Raw genomic sequence first — 17,455 nt, 5'->3', positions numbered from 1 at the left:
TACGGAGGCGTGATGGAGAAAAAACAGCTCTATATGATAGGAAATTCCCATATTGATCCGGTGTGGTTCTGGGAGTGGGAGGAGGGGATGCAGGAGGTAAAGGCTACGTATCAGTCTGCACTGGACAGAATGCGGGAGTTTGAGGAATACAAATTTACCTCCACGTCCACAGCTTTCTTTCAGTGGATTGAAAAGCTGCTGCCCGATTTATTGAAGGAGATCAGGCAGCGGGTTCTGGAGGGCAGGTGGGAGATAACCGGAGGCTGGTTTATTGAGCCGGACTGTCTTCTGCCCTGCGGAGAAGCGTTTGCCCGCCATGGCCTGTACGGCCAGCGCTATTTAAAAGACCGTTTCGGGGAAATCTGCCGGATTGGCTCCAATGTAGACAGCTTTGGCCACAGCGGAAACCTTCCGCAGATATTGAGGAAAAGCGGCATGGATTCCTATGTGTTCATGCGCCCCAGGCTGAATACCCCGGTTTTTCGGTGGGAAAGTCCGGATGGAAGCAGTGTGAATGCCATATGTCTCCCAGCGGAGTACACCACCTGGTTCAGAGAGCCTACCCTGAAAAATATAGATGATACGCTGAAACGAACAAAGGGATACGACAGAATGGTCTGCTGCTATGGCGTTGGAAATCACGGGGGAGGACCGACGATCGAGAATATCGAGACGATCCGTGAACAGACGGAGGACTTTGACGGAGCGGATCTGCATTTTTCTTCCTTTGGGGAGTTTCTGAAAGATATCAGGGACTGGGAACTGCCTGTGAGAAAGGGACCGTTTGAACGAATAAATGAGGGCTGCTATTCCAATGATTCGGAATTTAAGCGTCTGAACCGCCTTGCGGAGGGCCGGCTCATAGCGGCCGACACATATCTGGCCATGGCGGCTGCGCAGACAGGGGAATGGCCGGAAGAAACTACAAAGATAGAGGAGCTGTGGAACACGCTGCATTTCAATGAGTTTCATGACACCATGGGCGGCACCACCATTAAGCCGGCGCGGGAGGAAGCGGTGATGCAGCTTTCGGCGGTATGCGCAAAAGCCGCTTTCATCAGAGAGACGGCGAAGCAGAGAATCGTAAACAGTCTGGATACCAGCGGCGTGGGATATCCGTTGTTCCTGTTCAATCCTTATGGCAAAGACTTTTCCGACTGCGTGGAGGTGGAACTGGAATGGTTTTGCCAGAGCCCTCTTAAGGTGTCAGATCCTTTTGGTAATGAGGTTCCGTACCAGAGAATTCATACTGCGGCCAAAGTCCGCCATACGGTGCTGGGAGGCAGACGCCGCATCGTCTTTTATGCATCGGTTCCCTCCTGCGGTTATGCCGTATACCGGCTTTCTAAAGAGGCCCCGTCTCTTGGGTTTAATCAGAAGATGGAAATTGATAATCCGGATCCCTATACGCTGGTAAACCAGTTTCTACGGGCCGAATTTGATAAGAAAACGGGAATGCTGTGTGTCCTGATGGATAGAACCACAGGATACGACGCCTTAAAAGGCCCGGCTTCGGTCCGGCTGTATGTGGACGAGCGGGACGCGTGGGGCGGTCTGCAGGGCAGGCGTTACGAGGACAGAAACGTATCATTCCGTCTGGAATCCATCGACAAGGTGGAGAGCGGAAAGATCCGGGAGACCATCCGGGTCAGGCTTACCTATGAGGGGACGAGGCTGGAGCAGCTCTATACTCTGGGAGCCGGTGAACGGGAGCTCCGGGTAGAGAACCGGCTGTGCTTTACGCAGCCGCGCGCACTCTTAAAGGCTGCCTATCCGACCGGGGAAGACTGCATCGCGACCAGAGCGGAGACCGCGTATGGAATTGTGGAGAGAGTGCATGAAGCGGATGACGGGGAATATAGTATGCAGCGTTTTCTCGATGTGGCGGATAAAAGAGGCTGTGGACTCGCTGTCGCCAATGACGGAAAATATGCATTTAATCTGACAGAGGGCAGAACACAGATAACCGTGGCCCGGAGTGCTATTTACGCTCAGGGAAGCAGTCCTGACTGGGAGAACGAAATTGAGAGCTATGAATATATGGATATCGGAACACAGACGTATCACTTACTGTTAAGGCCTCACGGGGAGCGGCTTCCTGCATCTGAGCTGTACCGCATTGCAGAGAAAGCGAACGGTTCTTATGAGTATCTCATGGACAGCGCGCACATGCCGCTTACCAGGAACGGTCGGAATTCTCTTCTCTCTTCTTTTGCAGCAACTGACCGGGATAATGTGGCGGTGCAGGTTGTGAAGAAGGCGGAGGATGACGATGGCTTCATCATACGGCTTCTGGAACTGCAGGGAGTAGATTCGGACTATCACCTGTTCCTCATGGGAAATGTGTATTCCCTGAAAATCGGGCATTATGAGATACAGACCATCAAAACGGACCGGGAAGGCAGAAACATAAAAACGGTGAATTTACTGGAATGGGAAGAGGAAAGGGATCAGAATGGAGAAAGATAAAAAATTATACATGATAGGAAATGCTCATATTGATGTTGTCTGGCTCTGGCGGTGGCAGGAGGGACTGCAGGAGGTGAAGGCAACTTTTAAATCCGTACTGGACCGGATGAAGGAATACGACGACTTTATCTTTACCGGCAGTTCTGCCGCTTATTATGAGTGGGTAGAAGAAAATGATCCCGCCATGTTTGAGGAGATCTGCATGCGGGTGAAGGAGGGCAGATGGGTGATCGTGGGCGGCTGGTGGACTGAGCCGGACTGCAACGCTCCCTGCGGGGAATCCTTTGTGAGACAGGGGCTTTATGGCCAGAGGTATTTTGAGGAGAAATTTGGTGTGAAGTCAGTCTGCGGTTATAATGTCGACAGCTTCGGCCATAACGGGAACCTTCCGCAGATCCTTAAGAAATGCGGCATGGACAGTTATGTATTCATGCGCCCTGGCCGCCACGAAAAGGGGATTGCAGGAGAAACCTTTGTCTGGAAGTCCGCCGATGGTTCGTCAGTGCATGCGTTTCGGCTTCCCTTTGAATACTGCACCTGGCCCGACCAGATTGAAGAACATGTCAGACGGTGCGCCGGTGAGATTAAGAATTCCGGAGGCGGTATCATGTGCTTTTACGGTGTCGGCAATCATGGAGGCGGTCCTACAAAGAGAAATATCGACAGTATTCACCAGATGGATGCCAGACCCGATCTGCCTGTGCTTAAGCTGTCTTCCCCTAATGAATATTTTGAGGACGTGAAAAAGAGCGGGAGGGATTTACCTGTGGTCTGCGGAGGACTGTTCCATCATTCCAGCGGCTGCTACAGTGCAGAATCGAGAGTGAAGGCATTAAACCGGGAGGCGGAGATGCGCCTGCTTATGGCGGAGCGCGTTTCCGTGATGGCAGGGCTCCTTGCCGGCGGAAAATATCCGGCAGAGGAGTATCGGAAAGCCTGGAAGAGCGTGCTGTTCAACCAGTTCCATGATATTCTGGCAGGTACCAGCCTGCGGGAGTCGTATGAGGATGCCGCAGAGGATTACGGCTATGCGCTTCACATTGCGGGAAGAGGTTTAAACAGTGCTGTTCAGTCCTTGTCCTGGCAGATAAATATTCCGATGGAAGAGGGGATGAAGCCTCTTGTCGTGGTGAATCCGAATGCGTTTGAGGCGAAGGCCGAGGTACAGGCAGAATCCTGGACGTTTCAGGAGGGAACGGTGCTGCTGGACGAGCAAGGGAACCAGATTCCCTATCAGCTGGTGCAGTCCAGCGCATCTCTGCAGGGCAGATGCTGTATCTGCTTTGTGGCGGATCTTCCTTCCCTGGGCTGGAGGACGTACCGGTTTGCAGTCAGGGAGAAGGCGGAGACATTTCCGGAGGTGACTGCTTCGGAGTGCAGTGCAGAAAATAAGTGGTTTAAACTCACCCTTGATCCGGAAACAGGATATATTACCTCGTTGTTAAAAAAGAGCGACGGCACGGAGTATTTCTCCGGTCCGGCGGCAGTCCCGGTTGTGATCAGGGATGAGAGCGATACCTGGTCACATGCAGTGCGGATTTTTGACGATGAAATCGGCCGGTTTAAAGCCATTTCTGTGCGTCTGATCGAGAGTGGTCCTGTTAAGTGCTTATTCCGTGTAACCAGCGTCTACGGTGTCTCCAGAATGATTCAGGACTTCTCTGTTTTCCAGGATCTGGATTATATTGCGGTTAAGACTACGGTAGACTGGCATGAAAAACTGGCTATGTTAAAGCTTCAGTTCCCAATGAATATGAACTACTTACGGACTAGCTGGGAAATCCCATATGGGGTGGAACAGAGAGAGCCGGACGGTGAAGAGTACCCGATGCAGATGTGGATGGATCTGGAGGGAACGAACCCTGGCATGGAGACTTCCATGAATGGGCTGTCCATCTTAAATGACGGAAAATTTGCAGGCAGCGTAGCAGGAAAGACGGCGGCGCTCACCGTGCTTCGGAGTCCGGTCTACACCCATCATGAGCCATACCAGCTGCAGGAAAACCTGGAATATGTCTATGTCGATCAGGGAACGCAGACGTTTACATACGGTCTCTATCCCCATGACGGAAGCTGGGAAAACGCGGCGACCGTGAGACGGGCAAAAATGATGAACTGCCAGCCAACAGCCCTGTTCGAGACGTACCATGAGGGAAGCCTTAAGCAGACCGGTTCCCTGCTGGAGGTCAATCAGGAAAATATCGTTGTGGAAGTGCTGAAAAAAGCGGAAGACAGCAGTGGAGATGTGATCCTCCGGGCATATGAGACGGCCGGCAGGTCGGTGAAGGCAGAACTCACAATTGATGTTCTGAGACAGACCATAGAGGCGGATTTCCAGCCATTTGAAATTAAGACTCTGCGGCTGCCGGAGGTGCCGGGCAAAAAAGGCGGTGAGGCTGTCTGGACTAACATGCTGGAGGAATAGAGGATGGATCATTTGAAACGGCTTCTGGAGCGGTATCCCGCTTTATGCGGCATGAAAGAGGAGATAGAACGTGCTTATGGCCTGCTGGAAACCGCTTATTCACAGGGGGAAAAACTGCTGGTCTGTGGAAATGGAGGCAGCGCGGCAGATTCCGACCACATTGTGGGGGAACTGATGAAAGGATTCTATAAAAAGCGCCCGCTGAGTGACGCAGAAAAGGATGGGCTGGGAGATCTGGGAAACCGTCTGCAAGGCGCGCTCCCTGCGGTCTCGCTGACAGGGCACAGCGCCCTGTCCACTGCCTTTTTAAATGACGTAGACCCGGAAATGGTATTTGCCCAGCAGGTGTACGGCTACGGAAGGCGCGGTGATGTGCTGGCGGCAATCAGTACTTCCGGCAATTCCGTAAATGTGGTAAATGCCGCCAGGGTGGCAAAAGCAAAGGGCCTTTCTGTCATTTCTCTGACCGGAAGCGCCGGGGGTGTCTTAAAGGAAATCAGTCACGTATGCCTTGCGGTGCCGGCGGAGGTGACAGCCGACGTCCAGGAACTGCATCTTCCCGTCTATCATACGCTGTGCGCGATGTTGGAGGAACACTTCTTCCCCGATACAGACGCCCGGTGAAGCACGGAATATGAGGTGAAAGAAAATCAATTTATCCTGACGGTAATGCTTCAGAAGAGAAACACGGAGAAATGACGCTGGAAGGTGGTTATAAAGCAGAGGAGGCTTGGACGCGGATGCGTTTCAGCTGCCTCTGCTTTTTGGTTCACACTTTTATCACAGAAACATCAAAATATGAACACAGAATCAACACATTTATTTTTTACCCTATGTATTAACACCGAATATGCGAGGCGTGCAGTGAGGCTGGCACTGCATTGCGCAAATACCAGATGTCAGCGGCCCTTTCCCGCGCCCGTGTAAATATAGAATTCAGGAGGAGAACGAGTTGATAGAAGTAAAGAATCTCGTAAAAGATTACGGCGGCCATCTGGCAGTGGATCATCTGAACTTTACCATCGAAGACGGTCAGATTTACGGCTTTTTAGGACCTAACGGCGCCGGAAAATCGACTACCATGAACATCATGACCGGTTATATCGGTGCTACGGAGGGAGATGTCCTGATTAACGGACACAACATACTGGAAGAACCTGAGGAAGCGAAGAAATGTATCGGCTATCTGCCGGAGCTTCCTCCTCTTTATGTCGATATGACGGTTATGGAGCAGCTGGATTTTGCAGCGGAATTAAAACGGATACCGAAGAAGGAACGAAAAAGTGCCATCGGCGAGGTGGTGGCGCTGGCGAAGCTGGAAGACGTGCAGGGAAGGCTGATCCGAAATCTGTCAAAAGGCTACAGGCAGCGTGTCGGGCTGGCTCAGGCGGTGCTCGGTATGCCTCCTGTGATCATTTTAGATGAGCCGACTGTAGGCCTCGATCCAAAACAGATTATCGAGATCCGGGATATGATCCGGGAACTGGGAGAAAAACACACAGTGATATTAAGCTCCCACATCCTTTCCGAGGTCAGCGCGGTCTGCGACCACATCCTGATCATAGACCGTGGAAAGCTGATTGCCAGCGACACGCCGGAGAATCTGGAGCGTCAGATGGCCGGGGCCGCCGGCATGGAACTGCTCGTCAAGGGACAGGAAGAAGAGATCCGGGAGATTCTCGAAGCGATTGACGGAGCAGAGGAAATCGCGGTGAGCGAGAGCGGCGAGGAAGGAGTGAGGAAGGTGAGCTTCCAGCTGATGGGAGAGAATTGCCTGGAAGATGGGGCTGAGGACGCGGAGAGAGAGGAGAGCGAAGAGAGAGAGGAAAGTGAAGAAAACGAAGACATGAATATCATTCCGCAGACGGACATCAGAGAGACTATTTTCTTTGCGTTTGCAGACCGGAGGATCCCGATTCTATCCATGCATACTTCAAAGGCATCTCTGGAAGAAGTATTCCTGGAACTGACTGCGGACAATGCTTCGGGCGCGGAAGGAGAGGAAATTGATTCCAACAATGCTTCGTACGCGGCAGAGGAAAATAATCCCGACAATGCTTCGTACGCGGCAGAAGAGAAAAATGATTCCGACAATACCTTGTACGCAGCAGAAGAGGAAAATAATCCCGACAATGCTTTGTACGCAGCAGAAGAGGAAAATGATCCTGACAAAGACTTCACGGCGGAAACAGAAAAGGAGGAAGTATAAATGGCGGCGATTTATAAAAGGGAATTGAAGTCGTATTTCCAATGCATGACCGGATATGTATTCATCGCGTTTCTGGTTCTGTTTGTCGGAATTTACTTCATGGCTTACAATCTGATGAGCGGTTATCCGTATTTTTCCTATACATTGTCCGGCATGGTAACGATCGTGATGATCGGCATTCCGGTTTTGACCATGAGAAGCTTTGCAGATGACAGGAAGACGAAGACGGACCAGCTGCTTCTCACAGCACCGGTTTCCGTACCGAAAATGGTTCTGGCCAAATATCTGTCCATGGTTACTGTTTTTGCGGTTCCGGTCCTCATTTCCTGCCTTTGCCCGCTCATAATAAAGATGAACGGAACGGCATACTTAAAGACGGATTACGCGTCAATTCTGGCGTTTTTCCTTCTGGGCTGTGTTTACATTGCCATTGGAATGTTTATATCGTCCACGACAGAGAGCCAGATTATTGCGGCGGTGGGAACCTTCGGAGTCATTTTGCTGCTGCTTTTATGGCCCAGCCTCGTGAACTTCCTTCCGACCTCGGCCTCCGGCTCGCTGGTGGGCTTCCTGCTTCTCTGGACACTTTGCGTGGTGATCCTTCATCGGGTAACGAGCCATAACCTTCTGGCGTTTGTGCTGGAGGCGGCGGGAATCGTCGCCCTGGTGGGAGCGTATGTTGCCAAAAAGAGCATGTTTGACCGCGCTCTCGTAAATCTTGTAGAGAAGATTGCGGTTACGGATGTGTTTCAGAATTTTGCCAACAACTATATTTTTGATGCGGGTGGTCTTATTTACTATGCGAGCATTATTTTTCTGCTGGTATTTCTGACCGTGCAGTCCGTGGAAAAACGCAGATGGAGCTAATTACTCAAAACTAGGAGGCTGGAAATGACAAGAAAACTAAAAAAGGGCGGCTACGCGGCGATCCTTTCTGTGATCGTAATCGCAGCTGTCGTGCTGTTAAATATGATCGTAGGCCGTCTTCCTGAAAAGGTACGCCAGTGGGATTTGAGCGGTACACAGATTTATACGGTGGGAGATACGACGAAGGAGCTTCTCGCATCCCTCGATAAGGACGTAACGATTTACGTGGTGGCAGATCCATCGGCGGTGGATGACAGAATTACGAGCTTTGTTAACCGGTATGCGGATCTTTCGGATCATATTAAGGTAGAGAATGTGGATTCCGTCCTGCACCCGGATCAGGTAAAGCAGCTGAACGCAGAGAACAATACGATTCTGGTGATGTGTGAGGATAATGGAAAAACAGAAACGATCCAGATGAGCGATATCATTAAATATGACCAGATGTCTTACTATTATTACGGCCAGGCAAAGGAGACGGAGTTCGACGGAGAGGGCCAGCTTACCAGCGCTGTCTCTTATGTAACAAATGATGTGCAGAAAAATATCTATGTGACGGAAGGCCATGGGGAGGCGGCGTTAGGTACGCTTACTTCCGATATGCTGGAAAAGTCAGGCCTTACGGTAAATACCATCAACTTTCTGACTGGAGGCGGGATCCCGGAGGACTGCGAACTTCTCATGATAAATGCGCCGGCAAGTGATCTTGCTGACGATGAGAAAACCATGGTGACAGACTACCTGGATGGCGGCGGAAATGTACTTTTAATTGCCGGATATTCCGATAAGGACCGCCCCAATCTGAATGCCGTTATGACCGCCTACGGACTAAATATGGAAAATGGCCTGGCGGCCGATACAAAGAGCTACTACCAGAATAATCCCTATTACATTTTCCCGACTCTCGTATCCGGCAGTGAGATTACGACGGGAATTGACAGAAAAAGCACTGCTCTGATCCTTCAGTCCGCTGCATTTAGCCAGCTGGAGACACTTCCCGATGAGGTTACGGTAGAGCCGTTTATGGAGACAACGGATGGCGGCATGCTTGTCACGGAAAACGGGCAGACACCAGGCACCTACATTCTCGGGGCAACGGCGGTGAAAACACTGGATTCCGGCACTGCGAGACTGACGGTATTCGGTACGCCTTCTCTGATCGATGACGGATTAAACAGTACCTTTACGAATCTTACGAATCTGGACCTGTTTATGAACGCGGTAACGGCCAATTTTGAAGATGTGACCAACGTTTCCATACCGTCCAAGAGCCTCGAGGTGACATACAACACGGTGACACATGGCGGCATGTGGGGAATCGTCTTTATTCTCGTTATTCCGGTGATAACCGTGGCGGCGGGCCTTATGGTTTGGCTGAAGCGGAGACGTTTATAGAAAGTAATTATTTAGCCGTGCGGCAAAATAAAAATGGAGGCGTGGCAATGAAGAAGAATTACGGACTGCTTACAGGCTGTCTGGTGGTGGCGGCGCTGGGCGTTATCTATGCCGGTGTCGGGGCGTATCAGGCACATACAAAGGAAAAGGAACAGCAGCAGGCGGAAAACGAAAAAATATATATGACTGATTTCTCTGAAATAAAGGCTGTTTCCTACGATAATGACGGTAATGTACTGGCATTTACAAAGGATGGCGATTCCTGGACGTATGACGGTGACGACCAGTTTCCGGTAAATACCACCCGCATGGATTCACTGGCAGGAACGGTGAAGAAGCTTCCGGCAGTGAGAAAACTGGAGGGCGGGGACGATCTGACCGCATACGGCCTGGATACACCGGTGCGGCGGGTGACCGTATCGGCAGATGAAGGGGATACGACCACCATTCTCATCGGTGATAAGACGGACGACGGAAACTATTATGCCGTTATCGATGGGCAGAATGTGCCTTATCTCATCAGTTCCTCCCTGTTCGATGAGACGGCTTACGGACTGGAAGATATGATGGCGCTGGAAGAGTTCCCGGCTGTCCTGGGGACGGATATCCAGACGATCACAATAGAGAAAAACGGAGTCAGCGAACATTATGTGAAGAAGACACTGGATGAGGACGGAACCATTGCCTGGTACCGCGGTTCGGACGATACGGAAGACAACAAACTGCCGGACAACGCGGCACTCAATGTGCTGGCAGATTCGCTGAGCGGCCTTGTGGTTAAGAGCTGCGCGAATTACAAGGTTACGGACGAAGAACTGGCAGGCTACGGGCTGGATCATCCACAGGCGGTGCTGACCTATACGTATGAGAAGAACGGAGAAGAAAAGACATTTACGCTGGCGGTAGGAAATACCGGCGAGGATGGAACCACATACTATACGAGGACAGAGGATTCCAAATATGTGAACGAGATCGATAAAACGACTCTGGATAAATGCATGACGGTTGATACCGGGGGTGAGGAATAAAAAAGGATAATGAAAAAACGCTGATGCGCACTCCGCGCCGGACCCTTTCCTGGTTCTCCTCTTCCCCTCCGAATATCGTAAGAATAACTTAGTAAATAATTTCTAACCGCAGTCTGCAAATGTAGTATGATAAGGATAGAAAAGGATAATCGGTTTTGGCAGACGGAGGTGAATGAAGATGATAAAACAGAAGCGGAAACTGTCCCAGAAACAGGTTCTCCTTATATTCTGTACAGTACTTATCATTCTGACCTATATAGCGGCCACCTTTCCTCAGCCCTTTCTTCGAAGGGGGACTGAACTCTATGGAATTTATTTCGCCTATACGGAAGACGTTCAGAATCAGGGTCAAGAGAAGGCGCCGGGATACCTGGCGGAGGGAAGCCGGCTTCAGCCCTGTACAGACATACTGGGGGCGTATCAATACCGGCCCTATGTTTATAAGCGCCGGAATGAGTTTGCAAAGGCAACGAAAGAACTGAGTGTTACCGTGTATTATACGGAATTCGATTACGATACGTATCTCTTTTATTCAGATGGAACGATTATGAAGTACCGGCAGGGGGATAAATGGATGAAGCAGGTTCATATCGGTTATGGATTAGGCGGAGAAAAGGGCCGGGAGCTGTTTGAAAAGCTGGCCGGGATCGCAGTACCGTTTGTATCGGATGAACAGGGCCTTCCGTGAGGAGGGAATACGTAAAGGCAGAAACACGGGCAAGGCCATATTGACAAACACAGGTCTTTCCACTTACAATAAAGGAAGCAACAGGGAAGAGAGTGGGGCTATGGGCGTAGATAAACGATATGAATTATTTTGTGAATTGTTAAAAACAATGGATGAAGGCGTCGACGCGATTGATGAATACGATTCTCTGCTCCATGATTATCAGGGAACCATCCTCTACCAGGCAGAGTCTCAGATTATCAAGGCTGTCGGAGACCAGCCGGGAATTACGGCCTCGGAACTGTCCAGGGAGTTTCATAAGACCAACAGCGCCTGCTCCCAGCTGATCCGCAAGCTTAAGAAAAAGGAATGGATCAGGCAGGAGCGGAACGAAAAGAATAACCGGGAGTATAACCTTTATCTGACAGATGAAGGGAAAGTTATCTATAAAAAGCACGAAGATTTTGAAAATGCCTGCTATGAAAGGACGTATCATATGCTGGACGAGATCTCTGAAGAAGAGATGAGGACGTATATCAGAATCCAGAATCAACTGAACCGGGCATTTAAGCTGGACGTGGAGGAAAGCCGGCAGCTGTCGGGAAACGGCGGGGCCGATTAGATAGCCAGTACAGTATTGCGTGATGATGTAGTACTGAGGGCCGCTGCGAAAGAATACTTACTTTCGCAGCGGCCCTTTCGACTCTGTTACATATGGATTAAGTGCGATGCTTTATCATAGTCCTTTTTTAGAACATAGATTCTGTATTCGGTGCTGGCAGTGATATTCTCGCCAAACTGCTGTATGGCGGGCCCGCGCGCTCCCACATTGCGCATGACTGTTCCTTTGGTGTCGATGATATAATCAATTCCTTCTGCGGTTAAGATATCGCGGATTCGTGCCTGCTCATTCATGGAATAGGTAATGGCCAGTTCTTTTCGATTAAATATGGTAATCATATCGGTATGTCCTCCATTCTCTGGTGACGGTTCGAAGGCTTCAAATGAATGGTTAATGCTCTGAATTACATGTATCATACCATGCCTTACCAGCAGATTCAAGCACTGAACGGTTTAGATTCAAACACAGATAGATTCCTGTTGACAAACGGCGGGAGATGTATTAATCTGATGATAGAATAAACGGTTAAGCAGATTAAATATTAATTGGCTTATACGAAGATGAATTAAAAAAGGAATCGGAGTAATAAGTGAGTAAATAACAACAGATGACAGGAGGCTGCAATATGAAGTATGATTTTGACACACTGGTAGAAAGAAGAGGCACACACTGCTGCAAGTTCGATACCATACCGGAGGAAGCCGGGAAAAACGCCATTCCGGTATCCATCGCAGATATGGACCTGCCTTGTGCAGAACCCATTATCCGTGCCCTTCATGAGCGGATAGACCAGAGAATTTTCGGTTACACGGTTTATGAAAATGGAGACTGCAAAGAGGCTGTTACCGGCTGGTACCGGAAAAGGTTTGGATGGGAGATTGACAAAAATGATATATTCTTCAGTCCGGGTGTCGTTCCTGCGCTGGCATTTTTGATTCAGTTCCTGACAAAAGAAGGGGATGGAGTCATTATTCAGAGGCCAGTTTACCACCCATTTACGGGAAAAGTGGAAGCCAACGGCAGGAAAGTGGTCAATAGTCCTCTGGTTAGAAAAGGCAGCACCTATGAGATGGATTTCGATGATCTGGATAGAAAATTCTCCGATGAGAATACGAAGGGAATGATTCTGTGCAGTCCTCATAACCCGGTTGGACGTGTGTGGAGAGAGGATGAATTAAGAAAGATTGTCGATATTGCAAAGAAGTATGATAAATGGATTATTTCCGATGAAATTCACGCAGACTTAACTAGAATCGGAGTCACCCATACGCCGTTATTAAAGCTTGCGCCGGACTACAGTGACAGAATCATCGTCTGCACCGCCCCCAGCAAAACCTTTAACCTGGCCGGAATGCAGTTTTCCAACATTATTATTCCTAATAAGGAGTATCAGAAGCAGTGGACCGATGTGGTCTCTAACCGTTTATCCGTTGGCATGTGCAGTCCTTTCGGTCTGACTGCCATCATTGCGGCTTACACGGAAGGGGAGGAGTGGCTGGATCAGGCCAGAGCCTATATCGATGGAAATATCCGTTACATAGAATCGTTTGTAAAAGAGAATCTGCCCAAGGCAGTGGTAATGGACTGCCAGGGAACTTACCTGGTATGGCTCGATTTAAATGAATACTGCTCCGATCCTGAGAAACTGGAGGAGCTGATGGTTCAGAAAGCCGGAATTGTATTCGACGAAGGCTATATTTTCGGACCCGAAGGCAATGGATTCGAGCGGATCAACGCAGCGGCCCAGAGAATTACAGTGGAAGCGTGCATGAATAGAATGAAAGCAGCACTCGATACGCTGTAAGGCAGAGAAGCAGAAAAAGAGGAAGTCCGATCAGTCATGTGTGTACAGACCGTCGGACCTCCTCTTTTCGATTACAGAAGACCGATCAGATGCCAGTATGGAATTCCAATTACCATCAGATACAAAAATGCCACCGCCATTTTCATGGCAAGCCCCTTCACAAAATCCTTCAACGACATCATGCCATAGGAAAATGAGATCAGGTAGAGCGCATATTCATAGGGCAGAAGGATCTGATCCAACCCCTGAAAGAAGGAATACAGCACCGGCTGGGGATTGATTCCCAGAGTCTGGGCAAGCTGGGCCAGCGGCGCTCCGAGGGAGGCCATGGCGGCCAGCGGCGTCAGCAGGAAATTCACAATCACAGCCACAAACCATACCGCGCCCAGGAGAACCGTCTCGTGCATCTGATAGAGGTATGGGAAGAGCATATCCGCCAGGATCTGGCCGAAGCCCAGTTCCGTTGCAACCATACCGATGGTCATACAGCCTGTGATAAAGAACAGAAACGGGTAATTGACCGTCCGGAAATCTTCTTCCCTGGAAATGCCGATAACCGGAATAAAGCCTGCAAACGCCGCCAGGATGAAGCCAAACATCATTTCCTGGCCGCTGATTAAGTACAGGAAGAGGCAGATGATAATGACAGTCGCCTTCTTTTCAGCAGAGGTAATCCTTCCCAGCTTTCTCTGTTCTTCTTTATAATATGCCTTTCCGCTGACAGCATGTTCCGGCCGGAACATCTTAGAGAGGATGAAAACCAGAAGGGGAATGAGCGGCAGGAATATGAGATTCTGTTTTAAATATTCCAGGTATGTGATCGATAGTTCCGCAGATCCCATCAAAACTCCCGTATTGCTGGGATCGAAGATGAAGTAGCCTGGCACCAGGGTCGAGAAGACACCAGTCAGCATGATGCCTGCGCCGGCCTTTGACTTCTGAATGCCGAGCGCCTTGCAGATACCGTAGGTAAATGCGGCAGTAACCGGGACAAAGCCTCCGGGCATGACTAAGTTGGAGATCATGCCAAACAGGAAGATTCCCCACAAAATACCGGTGTAGGTGCCGCCGGTTTTCACAATGCACCAGACCGCCACTCGCTTCAAAAGTCCGATACGTTCCAGTGTATTCGACAGGATAAACGCACCCAGGACCATCCATGGAATGTTGGTGGTCCACGGTCTGAATACAGTCTCAAAGCCGGTGAGCGACAACATGACATAACCGACGGGCAGAACAATGGCCGGTACGATATTGGGCAGAAGTTCCATGGCAAATGTCATGACACCCCACACGGTAAGGCATAAGAAAAGCTTGATCGGATGACTGAAAGCCCCGGATTCCGGCATGCAGAAGATAAGGAGCGGTACTCCCAGAACCGCCGCCCATTTAAGAATTTCTAATTTTTTTGTACTCATTTTTCCCTCCGTCTGGCTCGCAAGCCCCGGAGCTTTCCTCACAAATAACGGTTGGAAAAAGAGGTTACGGCCATTCTTTTGTTTGTCAAAAACATAACAATTATGGCCATATGTTATCAAAATGCGGGAGGTTTGCATATCAGTATCCCTTTGGGGGGATACAACAAAAAGTTGTAACCTGCCTACTGATGAGATTCCAGAAGCGCAAACCGTTTTCGGACAATGGTTAAAAACGCGGCAAGACATGGGGACAGCCGGTCCTCTTTACGGTACAGAAGCTGGTATCGGATGGCGGCGTGCGGGTGGCTTACGGGAATGACCGACAGCTTGCTTTTCTCCGCAAAGGAATAGTCTTCCTGCCAGTCCAGACGGTTGGTCAGCCCGTACCCCGCACCGTCCTGTACCATCTGGCGGAACAGCTCCGTACTGCTGGTCTCCAGAAGAATTCTGGGATTTCCGTATCCTTTAAAGAATTTTTCTGTGATAGACTGGTTCTCATATTGAATCAGCGGTTCTGTCAAGAGTTCCTCCGGCCGGATGACGCGTTTGGCGGAAAGGGATGATTTCTGGGAGACGCATACAAGCATATCCGCCCGGTATAGTTCCTCGCAGATCAACGAATCCGAAAGAGACGGATTCTCCTCCTCCCAGTCCCCGAACAGCGCCAGGTCCAGTTCTCCATCCATCAGCGCCTGACGCATCCATTCCACGCTGTGTTCGCTGACGGAAAAGCGGACGCCGGGGTTCTGACGGACAAAGGTATGGACAATGGTATGGAGAACTTCATTAATTATATGGTAATTAATGCCAAGACGGAGCCGGCCGGTAAACGCTTCGGATACGGGCTCTAAGTATGGCAGCAGCGATTTCCTCATGGCATAGTGCTCTTTTACGATGCGTCCCGCGTATTCGGACACAATTTCCCCCACTTCAGTCAGCTCGACCCCGTAATAGTGGCGTTTCAGCAGGGGCGCGCCGATCTCTTCCTCCAGAGTTTTGATGGCGCGGCTTAAGCTCTGCTGGGATATATAAAGCTGCTTTGCAGATATATTAATAGAACGGGTCTGCGTCACATTCAGAAAATATATCAGATAGTCGATTCTCATACCTTCCTCCATTCACGGGGGATTCCAGTTCCCGTTTTCCTGTTTTCTGCTATCATATCATACTGGGTAGAAAACTGCTGAAAAATCGCAGTGAATAAGAGAGAGATATCATACCGGGCCGCCGCAGTGACACCGGTTTCCATACCATGGCAGAAACATAAACGCGTTCTGAGCCCCATTTCTATAACTTCCATTTATAGTACTAATTCCAATCTCATATAGTATTTTGCAGAAAAATCCCGTAATATAGTTGAAAAATCCCTCTAAATGTTCTATGATGAAGAGAAATACATCAGCATGGTACAGTGACAGAACAGAATTGTGAAGAGGGAGATAGAAAAATGAATTATAATATAGCAGTAATTCCCGGGGATGGTATTGGACCGGAAATCATCAGAGAAGCTAAAAAAGTCTTAGACAGGGTCGGAAATGTGTACGGCCATGCGTTTTCCTATACCGAGGTTCTGATGGGCGGCGTATCCATCGACGCATACGGTGTCCCTCTTACGGACGAAGCATTGGAGACAGCAAAAAAAAGTGATTCCGTTCTTCTCGGAGCAGTCGGAGGAGACGTGGGAAATTCGAGATGGTACGACGTGGCACCGAACCTGAGACCTGAGGCGGGCCTGCTGGCAATCCGCAAGGGTCTTAATTTATTCGCCAACATCCGACCGGCCTATCTCTACGAGGAGCTGGCTGAGGCGTGCCCCTTAAAGAAGGAGATTATCGGTGACGGTTTCGACATGGTTATTATGAGAGAATTGACCGGCGGCCTGTATTTCGGAGAGCGCAGTACGAAGGAAGTGGACGGCGTTATGACCGCCGTGGACACCCTTACATATAACGAGAATGAGATCAGAAGAATAGCCATTAAGGCATTTGATATTGCCATGAAGCGCAGGAAGAAAGTGATCAGCGTGGATAAGGCCAATGTGCTGGATTCCTCACGGCTGTGGAGAAAGGTCGTGGAAGAGGTTGCCAAAGATTATCCCGAGGTAGCGCTGAGTCATATGCTGGTCGACAACTGTGCGATGCAGCTGGTAATGAATCCGGGCCAGTTTGACGTAGTCTTAACCGAGAACATGTTTGGAGATATCTTATCCGATGAGGCGAGTATGATTACCGGTTCCATCGGAATGCTGTCATCTGCCAGCATGAATGAAGGCAAATTCGGCATGTATGAGCCGAGCCACGGTTCCGCTCCGGATATTGCGGGACAGAACATTGCCAACCCGATCGCCACGATTCTGTCAGCGGCCATGATGCTTCGGTTTTCCTTCGATCTTGACCGGGAGGCGGATGCAGTGGAAGCGGCTGTTCAGAAGGTATTGTCCGAGGGCTTCAGAACGGGCGATATCATGTCGGAGGGCTGCAGGAAAGTTTCCACCAGCGAGATGGGAGATTTAATTGCGGAGCGGATTTAAGAACGCACAAAGAAAAGGAGT

At 49.8% G+C, this 17,455-nt stretch carries 15 protein-coding genes; 11 read left to right on the top strand and 4 right to left on the bottom strand.

Translation table 11 applies throughout. The features are described from left to right. Positions 1-12 precede the first annotated feature (12 nt). The 9 genes from H8S75_RS05750 to H8S75_RS05710 all read left to right on the top strand — a co-directional run bounded on the left by H8S75_RS05750 (position 13) and on the right by H8S75_RS05710 (position 11,682). The gene (locus tag H8S75_RS05750; protein WP_207729071.1) at positions 13-2,469 is read left to right on the top strand and encodes an alpha-mannosidase; all 2,457 of its coding nucleotides are present in this window, start codon (positions 13-15) and stop codon (positions 2,467-2,469) included. Beyond that, a complete protein-coding gene (locus tag H8S75_RS05745; RefSeq protein WP_187020003.1) occupies positions 2,456-4,894 on the top strand; it encodes an alpha-mannosidase in 2,439 nt (812 codons plus the stop codon). Before H8S75_RS05750 ends, H8S75_RS05745 begins: the two co-directional genes overlap by 14 nt. A gap of 3 nt (positions 4,895-4,897) precedes the next feature. After that, entirely contained in the window at positions 4,898-5,518 is a 621-nt protein-coding gene (locus tag H8S75_RS05740; protein WP_187020002.1) for a D-sedoheptulose-7-phosphate isomerase, read from the top strand. Between the two features lie 328 nt (positions 5,519-5,846). Then, positions 5,847-7,103 (top strand): ABC transporter ATP-binding protein, encoded by a 1,257-nt coding sequence (locus tag H8S75_RS05735; RefSeq protein ID WP_187020000.1) that lies wholly within the window; start codon positions 5,847-5,849, stop codon positions 7,101-7,103. Next, entirely contained in the window at positions 7,104-7,970 is an 867-nt protein-coding gene (locus H8S75_RS05730) for an ABC transporter permease (RefSeq protein WP_002604631.1), read from the top strand. 24 nt (positions 7,971-7,994) lie between these two features. After that, positions 7,995-9,365 (top strand): GldG family protein, encoded by a 1,371-nt coding sequence (locus H8S75_RS05725; RefSeq protein WP_187019998.1) that lies wholly within the window; start codon positions 7,995-7,997, stop codon positions 9,363-9,365. Positions 9,366-9,412: 47 nt separating this feature from the next. Then, positions 9,413-10,393 carry a DUF4340 domain-containing protein gene (locus tag H8S75_RS05720; RefSeq protein WP_187019997.1) on the top strand — a complete coding sequence of 327 codons (981 nt, stop codon included), beginning with the start codon at positions 9,413-9,415 and terminating at the stop codon, positions 10,391-10,393. A 178-nt stretch (positions 10,394-10,571) separates the two neighbouring features. Beyond that, on the top strand, positions 10,572-11,081 hold the full coding sequence (locus H8S75_RS05715; RefSeq protein WP_187019995.1) for a hypothetical protein: 510 nt from the start codon (positions 10,572-10,574) through the stop codon (positions 11,079-11,081). A 100-nt stretch (positions 11,082-11,181) separates the two neighbouring features. Beyond that, positions 11,182-11,682 carry a MarR family winged helix-turn-helix transcriptional regulator gene (locus H8S75_RS05710; protein ID WP_187019993.1) on the top strand — a complete coding sequence of 167 codons (501 nt, stop codon included), beginning with the start codon at positions 11,182-11,184 and terminating at the stop codon, positions 11,680-11,682. An 86-nt stretch (positions 11,683-11,768) separates the two neighbouring features. Here the strand turns inward: H8S75_RS05710 and H8S75_RS05705 are convergent, their stop codons facing one another. Continuing rightward, positions 11,769-12,020, bottom strand: a complete 252-nt coding sequence (locus H8S75_RS05705) for a hypothetical protein (RefSeq protein WP_187019992.1) — start codon at positions 12,018-12,020, stop codon at positions 11,769-11,771. A gap of 287 nt (positions 12,021-12,307) precedes the next feature. Here H8S75_RS05705 and H8S75_RS05700 point away from each other — a divergent pair, with 287 nt between their 5' ends. Next, the gene (locus H8S75_RS05700) at positions 12,308-13,486 is read left to right on the top strand and encodes a MalY/PatB family protein (RefSeq protein ID WP_187019990.1); all 1,179 of its coding nucleotides are present in this window, start codon (positions 12,308-12,310) and stop codon (positions 13,484-13,486) included. Positions 13,487-13,557: 71 nt separating this feature from the next. On the opposite strand, the gene H8S75_RS05695 is transcribed toward H8S75_RS05700, so the two are convergent. The 3 genes from H8S75_RS05695 to H8S75_RS05685 all read right to left on the bottom strand — a co-directional run bounded on the left by H8S75_RS05695 (position 13,558) and on the right by H8S75_RS05685 (position 16,189). Beyond that, complete coding sequence (locus tag H8S75_RS05695; RefSeq protein WP_187019988.1) at positions 13,558-14,904, bottom strand: SLC13 family permease; 1,347 nt, start codon at positions 14,902-14,904, stop codon at positions 13,558-13,560. Positions 14,905-15,086: 182 nt separating this feature from the next. Beyond that, a complete protein-coding gene (locus H8S75_RS05690; protein ID WP_002604623.1) occupies positions 15,087-16,010 on the bottom strand; it encodes a LysR family transcriptional regulator in 924 nt (307 codons plus the stop codon). Further along, complete coding sequence (locus H8S75_RS05685; RefSeq protein WP_187019987.1) at positions 16,007-16,189, bottom strand: hypothetical protein; 183 nt, start codon at positions 16,187-16,189, stop codon at positions 16,007-16,009. The genes H8S75_RS05690 and H8S75_RS05685 overlap by 4 nt, the downstream gene beginning before the upstream one ends. A 162-nt stretch (positions 16,190-16,351) precedes the next feature. Here H8S75_RS05685 and leuB point away from each other — a divergent pair, with 162 nt between their 5' ends. Next, on the top strand, positions 16,352-17,434 hold the full coding sequence (gene leuB / locus H8S75_RS05680) for a 3-isopropylmalate dehydrogenase (RefSeq protein WP_002604622.1): 1,083 nt from the start codon (positions 16,352-16,354) through the stop codon (positions 17,432-17,434). Positions 17,435-17,455: the final 21 nt, after the last annotated feature.

The sequence above is a fragment of the Hungatella hominis genome (assembly GCF_014288005.1).
In the GTDB taxonomy this organism is placed as follows: Bacteria; Bacillota; Clostridia; order Lachnospirales; family Lachnospiraceae; genus Hungatella; species Hungatella effluvii.
Note: the sequence above shows the minus strand (reverse complement) of the source record. Positions and strands in the feature narration are given on the sequence as shown.

Excerpts from the sequence above, each read along its gene's own strand:
- H8S75_RS05750 (WP_207729071.1), top strand. The coding sequence starts at position 13 with ATGGAGAAAAAACAGCTCTATATGATAGGAAATTCCCATATTGATCCG.
- H8S75_RS05745 (WP_187020003.1), top strand. The coding sequence starts at position 2,456 with ATGGAGAAAGATAAAAAATTATACATGATAGGAAATGCTCATATTGAT.
- H8S75_RS05740 (WP_187020002.1), top strand. The coding sequence starts at position 4,898 with ATGGATCATTTGAAACGGCTTCTGGAGCGGTATCCCGCTTTATGCGGC.
- H8S75_RS05730 (WP_002604631.1), top strand. The coding sequence starts at position 7,104 with ATGGCGGCGATTTATAAAAGGGAATTGAAGTCGTATTTCCAATGCATG.
- H8S75_RS05725 (WP_187019998.1), top strand. The coding sequence starts at position 7,995 with ATGACAAGAAAACTAAAAAAGGGCGGCTACGCGGCGATCCTTTCTGTG.
- H8S75_RS05720 (WP_187019997.1), top strand. The coding sequence starts at position 9,413 with ATGAAGAAGAATTACGGACTGCTTACAGGCTGTCTGGTGGTGGCGGCG.
- H8S75_RS05715 (WP_187019995.1), top strand. The coding sequence starts at position 10,572 with ATGATAAAACAGAAGCGGAAACTGTCCCAGAAACAGGTTCTCCTTATA.
- H8S75_RS05710 (WP_187019993.1), top strand. The coding sequence starts at position 11,182 with ATGGGCGTAGATAAACGATATGAATTATTTTGTGAATTGTTAAAAACA.
- H8S75_RS05705 (WP_187019992.1), bottom strand. The coding sequence starts at position 12,020 with ATGATTACCATATTTAATCGAAAAGAACTGGCCATTACCTATTCCATG.
- H8S75_RS05700 (WP_187019990.1), top strand. The coding sequence starts at position 12,308 with ATGAAGTATGATTTTGACACACTGGTAGAAAGAAGAGGCACACACTGC.
- H8S75_RS05695 (WP_187019988.1), bottom strand. The coding sequence starts at position 14,904 with ATGAGTACAAAAAAATTAGAAATTCTTAAATGGGCGGCGGTTCTGGGA.
- H8S75_RS05690 (WP_002604623.1), bottom strand. The coding sequence starts at position 16,010 with ATGAGAATCGACTATCTGATATATTTTCTGAATGTGACGCAGACCCGT.
- H8S75_RS05685 (WP_187019987.1), bottom strand. The coding sequence starts at position 16,189 with ATGGGGCTCAGAACGCGTTTATGTTTCTGCCATGGTATGGAAACCGGT.
- leuB (WP_002604622.1), top strand. The coding sequence starts at position 16,352 with ATGAATTATAATATAGCAGTAATTCCCGGGGATGGTATTGGACCGGAA.